The 12164-nt window shown below is 63.6% G+C and carries 13 protein-coding genes; 8 read left to right on the plus strand and 5 right to left on the minus strand.

All coding sequences use genetic code 11. From position 1 onward, the window contains the following. The first annotated feature begins 27 nt into the window (after positions 1-27). Genes AC1DJB_RS11415 through AC1DJB_RS11435 form a run of 5 tightly spaced genes read left to right on the plus strand, consistent with a single transcriptional unit; the run spans position 28 to position 4275 of the window. Positions 28-600: a hypothetical protein gene (locus AC1DJB_RS11415; RefSeq protein ID WP_307052678.1), complete on the plus strand. Its 573-nt coding sequence runs from the start codon at positions 28-30 to the stop codon at positions 598-600. A gap of 10 nt (positions 601-610) precedes the next feature. Continuing rightward, complete coding sequence (locus AC1DJB_RS11420; protein WP_059388003.1) at positions 611-1444, plus strand: exodeoxyribonuclease III; 834 nt, start codon at positions 611-613, stop codon at positions 1442-1444. A gap of 18 nt (positions 1445-1462) precedes the next feature. Beyond that, a complete protein-coding gene (gene trpS / locus AC1DJB_RS11425) occupies positions 1463-2554 on the plus strand; it encodes a tryptophan--tRNA ligase (RefSeq protein ID WP_332601545.1) in 1092 nt (363 codons plus the stop codon). A 4-nt stretch (positions 2555-2558) separates the two neighbouring features. Further along, entirely contained in the window at positions 2559-3251 is a 693-nt protein-coding gene (locus AC1DJB_RS11430; protein WP_306964662.1) for a 2'-5' RNA ligase family protein, read from the plus strand. Continuing rightward, the gene (locus AC1DJB_RS11435) at positions 3172-4275 is read left to right on the plus strand and encodes a YihY/virulence factor BrkB family protein (protein ID WP_476910264.1); all 1104 of its coding nucleotides are present in this window, start codon (positions 3172-3174) and stop codon (positions 4273-4275) included. Before AC1DJB_RS11430 ends, AC1DJB_RS11435 begins: the two co-directional genes overlap by 80 nt. 90 nt (positions 4276-4365) lie before the next feature. Here the strand turns inward: AC1DJB_RS11435 and AC1DJB_RS11440 are convergent, their stop codons facing one another. From AC1DJB_RS11440 to sdhC, 5 genes are all read right to left on the minus strand, one after another. Next, positions 4366-5130 (minus strand): alpha/beta hydrolase family protein, encoded by a 765-nt coding sequence (locus tag AC1DJB_RS11440; protein WP_284992006.1) that lies wholly within the window; start codon positions 5128-5130, stop codon positions 4366-4368. 94 nt (positions 5131-5224) lie between these two features. Next, entirely contained in the window at positions 5225-6007 is a 783-nt protein-coding gene (locus AC1DJB_RS11445) for a succinate dehydrogenase iron-sulfur subunit (protein WP_059387992.1), read from the minus strand. A gap of 1 nt (position 6008) precedes the next feature. Continuing rightward, positions 6009-7808 carry a succinate dehydrogenase flavoprotein subunit gene (gene sdhA, locus AC1DJB_RS11450; RefSeq protein WP_476910265.1) on the minus strand — a complete coding sequence of 600 codons (1800 nt, stop codon included), beginning with the start codon at positions 7806-7808 and terminating at the stop codon, positions 6009-6011. A 91-nt stretch (positions 7809-7899) separates the two neighbouring features. Beyond that, entirely contained in the window at positions 7900-8379 is a 480-nt protein-coding gene (locus AC1DJB_RS11455) for a succinate dehydrogenase hydrophobic membrane anchor subunit (protein ID WP_441437665.1), read from the minus strand. A 3-nt stretch (positions 8380-8382) separates the two neighbouring features. Further along, positions 8383-8763, minus strand: coding sequence for a succinate dehydrogenase, cytochrome b556 subunit (gene sdhC, locus AC1DJB_RS11460; RefSeq protein ID WP_084784381.1), 381 nt, complete (start codon positions 8761-8763; stop codon positions 8383-8385). A 238-nt stretch (positions 8764-9001) separates the two neighbouring features. Here sdhC and AC1DJB_RS11465 point away from each other — a divergent pair, with 238 nt between their 5' ends. The 3 genes from AC1DJB_RS11465 to AC1DJB_RS11475 all read left to right on the plus strand — a co-directional run bounded on the left by AC1DJB_RS11465 (position 9002) and on the right by AC1DJB_RS11475 (position 12127). After that, entirely contained in the window at positions 9002-10135 is a 1134-nt protein-coding gene (locus AC1DJB_RS11465; protein ID WP_059387989.1) for a mannose-1-phosphate guanylyltransferase, read from the plus strand. 76 nt (positions 10136-10211) lie between these two features. Beyond that, positions 10212-11411 carry an amidohydrolase gene (locus AC1DJB_RS11470; RefSeq protein WP_059387988.1) on the plus strand — a complete coding sequence of 400 codons (1200 nt, stop codon included), beginning with the start codon at positions 10212-10214 and terminating at the stop codon, positions 11409-11411. Between the two features lie 281 nt (positions 11412-11692). Further along, positions 11693-12127, plus strand: coding sequence for a MarR family winged helix-turn-helix transcriptional regulator (locus tag AC1DJB_RS11475; protein WP_284992005.1), 435 nt, complete (start codon positions 11693-11695; stop codon positions 12125-12127). Positions 12128-12164: the final 37 nt, after the last annotated feature.

Raw genomic sequence — 12164 nt, forward strand, 5'->3', positions numbered from 1 at the left:
CCGCGCGGAGTTTGCGACAATGGGTGCATGCGATCCCTCGGCGACTCCCCGTCATCTGTTCCCTCGTCCGCTTCCGCCAGGAGCCCTTTCAAAGGCTTCCGCATCGGTGGACTGGGCATGACCGTGGTGCTCATCGCTTTCCTGGTGGCCGTGATCTTCGCCGCCAACCACAACGACGTCGTCGGTTGGATCGTTGCGGTTGTCTCCTTTGGCTGGCTCGCGCTCGCCGCTTTCGTGGTCTTCAGCATCCAGAAGGCCGCCAGGAGGGCCGGTGAAAAACTCACCGAGGCCCAGAACGCCTTCAACGCGGCAACCGGCCGGGCGCCGTCGTCGTCGAGCGCCGACCACGGTGGCACACGGGTGGTCTCGGAACGGAGCGAAGCTGACGAAATGCGGGACCTCAAACTGGACCACTCTTTCAAGATTGTCCAGGTGCAGGTCCGCGTGGTGGAGGACGAACGCGCCAAGGGCGACGCCGCCGATCAGGACACGATCAACCGCGCCTTGGAAACCATCGCCATCACGTCAAGCAATGCCCGGGACATGATCAAGTCATCCGGCGGCGGCGACGAGCCGGTCTCGGGCACCATCATCGACTAGAGTGGACGGGGTGAGCTCGGCATTGAAGAAGGACTTCCTTCGCATCGCAACGGTCAACGTCAACGGCATTCGCGCCGCCTACAAGAAGGGCATGGCGGAGTGGCTGGAACCGCGCGACGTCGACATCCTGTGTCTGCAGGAAGTCCGCGCGCCCGATGAGGTGGTCCACCAGCTCATCGGCGAAGGCTGGTACATCCTGCACGCCGAAGCCGAGGCAAAGGGCCGCGCCGGCGTTGCGATTGCCTCCCGGCAGGAACCCGTCGCCACCCGCGTGGGTATCGGCGACGACTACTTCGCCACGACTGGGCGCTGGGTCGAGGCCGACTACGTCGTTCGGGACGGCGGCGGCAAGGACACTACCCTGACGGTCGTCAGCGCCTATGTGCACTCCGGCGAAGTGGACACACCCAAGCAGGTGGACAAGTACCGCTTCCTGGACATCATGACCACGAGGCTTCCGGAACTTGCCAAGCACAGCGAGCATGCCTTGGTGGTCGGCGACCTGAACGTGGGCCATACGGAGCTGGACATCAAGAATTGGAAGGGCAACACCAAGCGTGCCGGTTTCCTTCCTGAGGAGCGCGCGTACTTCGACCGCTTCTTCGGCGACGAGATCGGATGGAGGGATGTCCACAGGGGCCTGGCAGGAAATGTCGATGGCCCCTACACCTGGTGGTCTCAGCGCGGTAAGGCCTTTGACACTGACACAGGCTGGCGCATCGACTACCACATGGCCACTCCCGGACTCGCGGCAGCCGCACTTTCGGCCGTCGTCGACCGGGCGCCGTCATGGGACACCCGTTTCTCCGACCACGCACCGCTGGTAGTCGACTACCAGCTCTAGGCTTTCGAAAGTTTCCTCATGACCAGTTCCACCACGACTGAACCCGCTGCAGCCGCAGCCAAGGCAACATCAACCAAACTGGCCGCCGGGGCGAAGCACCGCGTGCTGTCCGGCATGCAGCCCTCTGCTGACTCCCTCCACCTGGGCAACTACCTCGGTGCCCTGGTCAACTGGGTCCGCATGCAGGACGAGTACGACGCCATCTTCTTCATCCCGGACCTGCATGCCATTACGGTGCCGCAGGATCCATCCGAGCTGGCCCGCCGTACGCGCGTCACCGCTGCGCAGTACATCGCCGGCGGTGTAGACGTCAACAAGTGCACCCTGTTCGTCCAGTCCCAGGTGCCTGAACACGCCCAGCTGGCGTGGGTCCTGGGCTGTATCACGGGCTTCGGCGAAGCATCGCGCATGATCCAGTTCAAGGACAAGTCGTTGCAGCACGGCTCCGACCACGCGAGCGTCGGGCTCTTCACCTACCCGATCCTGCAGGCGGCCGACATCCTGCTATACCAGCCACACGGGGTGCCCGTAGGTGAAGACCAGCGGCAGCACATTGAGCTCAGCCGCGACCTCGCCCAGCGCTTCAACAGCCGCTACGGCGAGACATTCCAGGTGCCGCAGGCCTTTATCCAGAAGGAAACGGCCAAGATCTACGATCTCCAGAACCCCACGGCCAAGATGTCCAAGTCCGCGGAGTCGCCGGCCGGCCTGATCAACCTGCTCGATGACCCGAAGGTCACGGCCAAACGCATCAAGTCGGCAGTCACGGATAACGGCACGGAAATCCGCTTCGATCGCGAAGCGAAGCCCGGAGTATCCAACCTGCTGAGCATCTACTCGTCCATCAGCGGCCAGACGGTGGAGAAAATCGTCGCGGACTATGAAGGCAAGATGTACGGCCACCTGAAGGTCGACCTCGCTGAACTCGTTGCGGCCCACCTCGGGCCGATCCGGGACCGCGCCAACGAGTTGCTCGCCGATCCGGCAGAACTCGACCGGCTCCTGGCTCACGGAGCGGACAAAGCCCGCGAGATCGCCTCGGCCACGCTCGCCGACGTCTACGCCAAGGTGGGCTTCCTGCCGTACGGCGGAGCACAAGGAATCCGCTAAAGCCATGTGCGCGGCTGGCAAGCTCAGCGTCCAGGTCGGCTCCCGTTCACGGGGAGCCGGCCGGGACACTGATGCCCGCCCGGGCACGGGCGCACACCAGTCTGCCAGCGCGTGCGGGGACAACCTGTGCGTAGGGGTCATTCTGGGTTTCCCCCGGGAAGTCGCCCAGGAACTGCAGCAATGGCGAGCATCCTTTGGCGATCCGATGGCGGAAGTGATCCCGGCCCACATCACCCTCGTGACCACTACCCCTGCCCAGGACTGGGAAGCAACCCTTGAGCATGTCCGCGACGTCGCGCGGCGCCAGGCACCATTCAGGATCACGATTTCCGGCACGGGCTCCTTCCGGCCGGTATCCCCGGTGGTGTTCCTGAAGGTCGCAGACGGTTTCGAGGAGTGCGTAGGCCTGCACGAACAACTACAGACCGGCCCCCTGGAACGCGATCTTCCCTTCCCCTACCACCCGCACGTGACGGTAGCGCACGACGTCGCTCCCGAGAGTCTTGACGAGGCCGAAACGGTGCTCAAGAACTACAGCGCCACCTTCCCTGTGGTTAGCATGGGACTTTACGAGCACGACGACAACGGCATTTGGCAGCTACGGGAAGAGCTCGACTTTGGCGGCGACGCAGACCAATCACGGAAAAGCACAGCGCAACGACCGGCAGCAGGCGGAGAAGCCACCGCTGCCGACTGAAGGGGCGCAGCTGAAGCTGCAGCTCATCCATCGTCAGGTCGAATGGGGTAAAGCCCGGCGCTCGGGCAACAGAGGCGCCACCATACCGGCGTTCATCAACCTGGCCCTCGCCCGGCTCGGCAACTTCCGGCCGATGCGCGCCTTCAACCTCTACAACCTGCGCCACGGTCCGTTGTTGAGCGCCGGCATAGGCTTCACCATGTTCTTCTCCATCACAGGCCTGCTGGCCACGGGATTCGCCGTGACCGGCTTGGTCCTCAACGGGCAACCCCAACTAGTTGATTCAATCGTCTCGAGCGTCGCCACAGCGGCCCCGGGACTCCTGAAAACCAGCGGGGGCAACGGCCTGGTGGATCCGCATGATCTCCTGAATCCCACAGGCCTTGGCTGGACGGCCGTCATAGCCGCCGTCGTCACGGTCTTTACTGCTCTCGGCTGGATCGCGGGGATCCGGGAGGGTCTCCGCGGGGTGTGCGGTCTGGAGCCCGTGCAAGAAAACCCTCTGCTGATGAAGGCCCGCGACGCCGGTACCCTCCTGATGCTCGGCGCAGCCTTGGTGGTCAGCGCCGGTGTTTCGCTCGTGTTCGGGACAGCAGCCGGATGGATCATCGAGCGGCTCGGTTTGGCCGACGCCGTCGCTGGCCCGGTCACCTGGCTCGTTCGCACGGCCGTACCCCTGGTCCTCAACTGGGCGACGGCGGTGATCATGTTCCGCTTCGCAGGCCGCTTGAAGCTTCGCCGGCAAGCCTTCGTGGAAGGAACGGTGCTGGCCGGCATCGGAACCACCATCCTCCAGATCTTCAGCACGGAGTTGCTGGCGAATGCCGGACGGAATCCCATTCTGGCCTCATTTGCCATCATCATCGGGCTTCTCATCTGGTTCAACCTGGTCAGCCAGGTCTACTTGGTCTCCGGGGCGTGGGCGGCCGTCAGGGAAGCGGACACCAGCGCCCACGGGCACCCCAAGCCGGCCCTCGGATCGCGGCACCCTTCGCCCCGCACGTTCCACGCAAAGGACTCCTGAGGGAGCCAGCGCCCCAACTAGCTAGCAGTTGTTGTCGTTTTGAGCCCTCATAACGACAACAATTGCTAGTCAGTTGGGCTGGGGCCCGCGCTAGTCGCCGAGGTACTGCCCGGCCCAGGCGGAGATGATCCCTGCAACCCGGGCAGCTTGTCCTTTGCCCGTCAACAGGTGGTCACTGCCTTCGAGCGAAATGAAGCTCCGAGGGTGCCGTGCAGTCTGGAAGATCTCGCTGGCGTTGTCGATGCCCACGGTGTTGTCCGTGGGGGAGTGCAGCACCATGAGGGGCCTGTGCAGGGTACGGATGCAGTCCCTGAGGTCGGCCTTCTCGACATCCTCCACAAAGTGCCGGCGGACCTCCATGCGCCTGCCGCCCAGGTTGACCTCGGCGCTGCCTTCGCTGAGGATCGTGCTGACTTCGGCGTCGAACATGTGCTCCACGTGCCTGGGCTGGAACGGGGCGCCGACCGTGGCAACGGCACGTACCTCGGGGAGGCTGAGGGCGGCAGCCAACACGGCCGCCCCTCCGAAGGAGTGGCCAACAAGCAGGGAGATTTCCTTGCCTTCGGCGCGCATGAACCCGGCGGCGCGGATGGTGTCAGCCACCTTCACACTGAACGATCCAGCGGACCAATCGCCGGCGGAGTCGCCCAGTCCAAGGTTGTCGAAGCGAAGCATGCCGACGCCGAGATCCGCCAAACCCTTGCAGATACGCGATGCTGACGGGCTGTCCTTGCCGAGGGTCAAACCATGGGAGAACACACCCCAGCCCCGGACCGGACCCTCAGGAACATCCACGATCCCTGCCAGGAGATCTCCGGTGCTGCCTTCGAAGCTGATCTTCATGGATTTGGACACCTGTCCGCCTTTCGTTTTGCGAGGAAGTCTTAAACAGCGACGACGGCGGACCCCGCCAAGGGGACGCCGTCGTCGTCGTATTCTGAATTTTGGACTAGATCTTGCGTGCCAGGATGGCCTGCTTGACCTCGGCGATGGCCTGGGTCACCTGGATGCCACGCGGGCAAGCTTCCGAGCAGTTGAAGGTGGTGCGGCAGCGCCACACGCCTTCCTTGTCGTTGAGGATCTCCAAGCGCATGTCACCGGCATCGTCGCGGGAATCGAAGATGAAGCGGTGTGCGTTCACGATGGCGGCCGGGCCGAAGTACTGGCCGTCCGTCCAGAACACGGGGCAGGACGACGTGCAGGCGGCGCACAGGATGCACTTGGTGGTGTCGTCGAACCGTTCACGGTCCTCGACCGACTGCAAGCGTTCCTTGGTGGGCTCGTGGCCCTTGTTGATCAGGAACGGCATGACTTCGCGGAAGGACTGGAAGAACGGCTCCATGTCCACGATCAGGTCCTTCTCCACCGGGAGGCCCTTGATCGGTTCAACGGTGATGGGCTTGGAGGTGTCCAGGTCCTTCAGCAGGGTCTTGCACGCGAGGCGGTTGCGGCCGTTGATGCGCATGGCGTCGGAACCGCAAACGCCGTGGGCACAGGAACGGCGGAACGACAGCGAGCCGTCGATTTCCCACTTGATCTTGTGCAGGGCGTCCAGCACGCGGTCGGTGCCGTACATCGTCAGCTGGTGGTCTTCCCATGCGGCCTCTTCCGAGACCTCGGGGTTGTAGCGTCGCACCCGCAGTGTGATGTTGAAGGTGGGAATTTCCCCGCCTCCACCAATGTGCGCGGGCAGCTCGATCTTGGATGCTGGCTCAGCAAGTTCAGCAGACATCTTAGTACTTCCTCACCATCGGCTCGTAGCGCGTAAAGACAACAGGCTTGGTGCCGAGTCGGATGCCCGCGATTGCTTCCGCAGATCCGTCCGCCGGAGCGTGCTCATCTTTATATGCCATGGAGTGCTTCATGAATTTCTCGTCGTCGCGCTCCGGGAAGTCCTCCCGGAAGTGGCCTCCACGGGACTCCTCGCGGTGCAGGGCAGCAACTGTCATGACCTTGGCCAGTTCCAGCAGGAAACCCAGTTCCACCGCTTCGAGCAGGTCAAGGTTGAAGCGCTTTCCCTTGTCCTGGACGCTGATGCGCTGGTACCGCTCTTCGAGGGCCGCGATGTCCTTGAGCACCTGGTTCAGGGTGTCCGCCGTACGGAACACCTGCATGTTGGCGTCCATGGTGTCCTGCAGTTCCTTGCGGATCGCGGCAACCCTCTCGCCGCCGTCGGAAGTGCGGACGTGGTTCAGCAGATCCAGCGTGTATGCCTCCGGGTCTTCCGGGAGCTCCACGAAGTCAGCGGTCTTGGCGTATTCGGCCGCAGCAATGCCCGCACGCTTGCCAAAGACGTTGATGTCCAGCAGGGAGTTGGTACCCAGGCGGTTGGAGCCGTGCACGGAAACACAAGCCACTTCGCCGGCTGCGTACAGGCCCGGAACGATCGTGTCGTTGTCCTGCAGGACCTCGGTGGTGATGTTCGTGGGGATGCCGCCCATGGCGTAGTGCGCCGTCGGGAACACGGGAACCGGCTCGGTGTACGGCTCGACACCGAGGTAGGTGCGGGCGAATTCGGTGATGTCCGGGAGCTTCGCGTCGATGTGGGCCGGCTCGAGGTGGGTCAGGTCCAGGAGCACGTAGTCCTTGTTCGGGCCGCAGCCGCGTCCTTCACGCACTTCGTTTGCCATGGAGCGGGCCACGATGTCGCGGGGAGCGAGGTCCTTGATGGTGGGAGCGTAGCGTTCCATGAAACGCTCACCCTCGGAGTTACGCAGGATCGCGCCTTCGCCGCGGGCAGCTTCCGAGAGGAGGATGCCCAAGCCGGCAAGACCGGTCGGGTGGAACTGGAAGAACTCCATGTCCTCCAGCGGGATTCCGCGGCGGAACGCGATTCCCATGCCGTCACCGGTCAGGGTGTGGGCGTTGGAGGTGGTCTTGAAAACCTTGCCCGCGCCGCCCGAGGCGAACACCACGGACTTGGCCTGGAAAACGTGCAATTCGCCGGAGGCGAGGTCGTAGGACACGACGCCGGCAACGCGCTTCTGCTTGTACCGCGTCCCGTCTTCGCGGACGGCGTCTTCCTCGACGGTCAGCAGGTCCAGGACGTAGTACTCGTTGTAGAACTCGACGTTGTGCTTGACGCAGTTTTGGTACAGCGTCTGCAGGATCATGTGGCCCGTGCGGTCTGCTGCATAGCAGGCGCGGCGGACCGGAGCCTTGCCGTGGTCACGGGTGTGGCCACCGAAACGGCGCTGGTCAATGCGGCCTTCGGGCGTGCGGTTGAACGGCAAGCCCATCTTCTCCAGGTCCAGCACGGCGTCGATGGCTTCCTTCGCCATGACCTCGGCTGCGTCCTGGTCAACCAGGTAGTCGCCACCCTTGATGGTGTCGAACGTGTGCCACTCCCAGTTGTCCTCTTCGACGTTGGCCAGGGCTGCACACATGCCGCCCTGGGCTGCGCCGGTGTGGGAACGGGTGGGGTAGAGCTTGGTCAGTACTGCGGTGCGTGCGCGCTGACCGGATTCGATCGCGGCGCGCATGCCGGCGCCGCCGGCACCGACAATAACGACGTCGTACTTATGGACCTGCATACCAGATGCTCTTTCTCTCTAAGTCAGATGGTCGGCGGAGCCTGCTCCGCGTGTTGTGCACAGCCGGACAAGCCGGTGGTGCAGCGGAGCGCTACGGCGCCGGGCAGAACCCGCCGGGCAGCTGAACGCCGTTGAGGACGGGGCACGGGTTGAATGTGAAGATCACCAGTGTGCCAAGAACGACGATGACGACCGTGGCCGCGTAAAGGACTACCTTGAGCCAAAGGCGCGTGGCGTCCTTCTCGGCGTAGTCGTTGATGATGGTGCGGACGCCGTTGGTGCCGTGCAGCATGGCGAGCCACAGCATGGCCAGGTCCCAGAACTGCCAGAACGGGTCGGCCCACTTGCCGGCAACGAAGCCGAAGTCGATGCCGTGGATGCCTTCGCCCACCATGAGGTTCACGAAAAGGTGGCCGAAGATCAGAACCACGAGCACGACGCCGGAGAGCCGCATGAACAGCCACGCGAGCATCTCGAAGTTCCCCTTGGAACCGGTGCCGCGACGGTACTGCGGAGCAATCTTCCCGCTGCCGATTTTTCCACTGCGCGGGCTTTGAATGTCAGTACTCATGGCTTAGTGGCCTCCCAGTGCGAGGGACAGGTGGCGGATGGCGAAGGCCCCGAAGGTGACCAGCCACAATACCAGGACGGTCCACAGCATCTGGCGCTGGTATTTCGCGCCCTTCTTCCAGAAGTCAATGGCGATAACGCGTAGGCCATTGAAGGCGTGGAAAACGATCGCTGCGACGAGGCCCGTTTCGCCCAGGGCCATGAGGGGGTTCTTGTAGGCGCCGATAACGGCCGTGTAGGCCTCCGGGGACACACGCACCAGTGAGGTGTCCAGCACATGGACCAACAAGAAGAAAAAGATCACAACACCGGTAATGCGGTGTCCAACCCAGGACCACATGCCTTCACGGCCGCGGTACAAGGTGCCAGCTGGTTTTGTCGGCACTGAATAAACCTTCCTGCAACACAGCGGCGCCGGCACGGGATCCATGCGGGGGAAACGCCAGCTGCGAGAGCACTCGTAGCTCAGCCTAAATCTAGGCTTCGCTCACAGCTTATTCAATTTAGGCACCCCTTCTTGTAACGAGAGCGCGGGGTTTCGCCTGAATTCCGGCGTTTTCGCCACGATGGTGAGACGAAGACCACAAAGCGGGACTTGAGCGGGTGTCGGATAAGGTGTTGCGGTGAGTATAGAAAACGCTGCAAGCCTCGAATCGCCATTGCGCCACTTCCATGCGGTTATTCCGGCCGGCGGAGTGGGCACGCGCCTGTGGCCGCTTTCGCGTGCTGCCGCGCCCAAGTTCCTCCACGACCTCACGGGTTCGGGCAGCACCCTCCTGCGGGCTACGTACGACCGTCTCGAACCGTTGGCCGGCAACCGCGTTCTGGTGGTTACGGGTGTGGCGCACCGGGTTGCCGTCTGCCGCCAGCTTCCAGAAGTGGGCGAAAACGAGTTGGTCCTCGAAAGCGAACCGAAGGACTCGGGAGCGGCGATTGGCCTCGCCGCCGCCATCCTGCACCGTCGCGACCCCGACACCATCATGGGTTCCTTCGCCGCCGACCACGTCATCAGCCCGGACCACCTTTTCCAGGAAACTGTGCGCGAGGCTATCCACACTGCGGCTGCCGGGAAAATCGTCACCATCGGCATCAAGCCCACGCACCCCTCGACCGGGTTCGGTTACATCCGCACCGGGGACTTGCTCAATATCGACGACGCGCCGAATGCGCACGCCGTGGTCGAGTTCGTCGAGAAGCCGAGTGAGGACATTGCCAAGAAGTACCTCGAGACTGGCGACTACGTCTGGAATGCCGGCATGTTCGTCGCGCCCGTCGCTCTCATGCTCAAGCACCTGGAGGCAAACCAACCGGTCCTGTTTGCCGGGCTGCAGGAAATTGCCGACGCATGGGACACGCCGGAACGCGATGAAGTGACCGCCCGGGTGTGGCCCACGCTGCCGAAGATCGCCATTGACTACGCCGTGGCCGAACCAGCCGCGGCGGCGGGGGATGTCGCCGTCGTGCCCGGTACTTTCCGCTGGGACGACGTCGGAGACTTCGCCGCGATCGGCCGCCTCAACAATGCCGGCGACGTCGATGAGGTGACGGTCCTCGGTGAAGGCGCCCGCGTCTTCACGGAGAACGCCAGCGGTGTGGTTGTCTCCGATACGAAGCGTGTGATCGCCCTTATCGGGATCAAGGACGTCGTGATCGTCGATACGCCGGACGCGCTGCTTGTCACCACGAAGGAGCACGCCCAGCGGGTCAAGGGTGCGGTGGACGCGCTCAAGGCAAGTGGAGACACCGACGTTCTATAGTGCCCTCTTGCGGCGCTGTCCGTAACCAAGAGACCCCTTTCGCTATTCGGGGGGTGTGGATGGCTAGAGTTGTGAGGTGCGCAATTTCACTACCGAAACCGAGCCGACCCCTGTGGTGAAGCCATGGCTTGACGATCTCTTGCCGGAACTCCTTGAATTCCGGAGGGACCTGCATGCGCACCCCGAACTTTCCTTCAAGGAATTTCGCACTACGGACAAGCTGGTTGAACGGCTCGAGGCGGCGGGACTTGAACCCCGCCGGCTGGAAGGCTCGGGGCTGACGGTCGACGTCGGCGACGGGCCCATCGCCACGGCCCTGCGCGGAGACATCGACGCCCTCCCCATCATCGAGGAGACCGGGCTTCCGTTCGCGTCGAAGAACCATGGCGTCACCCACGCGTGCGGGCATGACGTCCACACCACGAGCATGCTTGGCATTGCCCTGGTGCTGCACGCCATGCACCAGGAATCCCCCTTGGGCGGAACGGTGCGCATCATCTTCCAGCCGGCAGAAGAAACCATGCCCGGCGGTGCGTTGTCCTGCATCGAGCAGGGCGTGCTCCAAGGCGTTCCGCGTATTCTTGCGCTGCACTGCGATCCGCGTATCAACGTCGGCAAGATCGGCACGCGCATCGGCGCCATCACCTCGGCGTCGGACACCATCAAAATCGAATTGACGGGACGTGGCGGCCATACTTCCCGTCCGCATTTGACCGAAGACCTGGTCTTCGCGCTGGCCCAAATCGCCGTCAACGTGCCGGCCGTCCTGTCCCGTCGGGTCGATGTGCGCAGCGGCGTTTCGGTGGTGTGGGGCCAGATCGCGGCAGGTTCGGCACCCAACGCCATCCCCGCCAACGGCTACATGGCCGGCACCATGCGTTGCCTCGACAGGGACGCCTGGCACAGCGCAGGGGAGTTGCTCGACGACGTCGTCCAGCAGGTTGCCGCGCCGTACGGGGTGGACGTGCACCTTGAGCACACCCGCGGCGTCCCTCCCGTGGTCAACTCGGAACACGAAACTGCCATCATCGAGGCCGCTGCCCGTGCGGAACTCGGCGAGCACGCCGTCGTCCTGACACCGCAGTCCATGGGTGGCGAGGACTTCGCCTGGTTCCTGGCCGACCTGCCGGGTGCCATGATGCGGCTCGGAACCCACACGCCCGGCGGCGAGGAATACGATCTCCACCGCGGTGACTTCATTGTGGACGAGCGTGCCCTCGGCTTCGCAATCCAAGTCCTTGCCGCCGCCGCGCTGCGAACCATCCGGGATCTCTGAACCCCGGACGCTCGCTCACTTATGCCGGGTTTTGGCCGGACGCTCGCTCACTTATGCCGGGTTTTGGCCGGACGCTCGCTCACTTATGCCGGGTTTTGGCCGGACGCTCGCTCACTCTTGGTCTAAAGGCCGGGGATCCTCCTGCGGATTATCTGCAGGAGGATCCTTTCGTTTGGGCTTGTTTGTGAGCGGGGGTTGCCGGGGTACGGCTTGTTTGTGAGCGGGCGTCGCCCGAAGCAATTGAGTTGTGCACAATTTAATTGTGAGCTATCGTTATTCCCATGAGTGAAGCCCCCCGCCTCGACCGCCAGGTCTGTTTCGCGCTGTATTCCGCTTCGAAGGCGGCCACTGCGGTCTACCGGCCGGTGCTGGACGAGCTTGGACTGACGTATCCGCAGTACCTCGTGATGTTGGTGCTCTGGGAAAACGAGCCTCGAAGCGTGCGGGAACTGGGCACCGAGCTGGGACTCGACTCGGGCACCCTGTCTCCGCTGCTCAAGAGGCTTGAAGCCATGGGCCTCGTGGAGCGCCGGCGTTCAGTAGAGGACGAGCGTCGCGTCGAGATCCACCTGAGCGACGCCGGGCGGGCCCTGAGTGCCCGGGCGGGGGCTGTTCCGCAGCGGCTCGCCGACGCCGCCGGCTTGAGCGCAGCCGAGCTCGCGCAGCTTCACGACACCCTGGGCCGGCTTACCGCCGCCCTCCATTCAGCCATCTGATCGTCCACCCCAGCACCTCCATCCCATCGAAGGAAAA

It is taken from the genome of Arthrobacter sp. 01T428, assembly GCF_056398685.1.

Coding starts and splice junctions, on each gene's coding strand:
- AC1DJB_RS11475 (WP_284992005.1), top strand. CDS start 11,693: ATGAGTGAAGCCCCCCGCCTCGACCGCCAGGTCTGTTTCGCGCTGTAT.
- AC1DJB_RS11445 (WP_059387992.1), bottom strand. CDS start 6,007: ATGTCTGCTGAACTTGCTGAGCCAGCATCCAAGATCGAGCTGCCCGCG.
- sdhA (WP_476910265.1), bottom strand. CDS start 7,808: ATGCAGGTCCATAAGTACGACGTCGTTATTGTCGGTGCCGGCGGCGCC.
- AC1DJB_RS11415 (WP_307052678.1), top strand. CDS start 28: ATGCGATCCCTCGGCGACTCCCCGTCATCTGTTCCCTCGTCCGCTTCC.
- AC1DJB_RS11430 (WP_306964662.1), top strand. CDS start 2,559: ATGTGCGCGGCTGGCAAGCTCAGCGTCCAGGTCGGCTCCCGTTCACGG.
- AC1DJB_RS11455 (WP_441437665.1), bottom strand. CDS start 8,379: ATGAGTACTGACATTCAAAGCCCGCGCAGTGGAAAAATCGGCAGCGGG.
- trpS (WP_332601545.1), top strand. CDS start 1,463: ATGACCAGTTCCACCACGACTGAACCCGCTGCAGCCGCAGCCAAGGCA.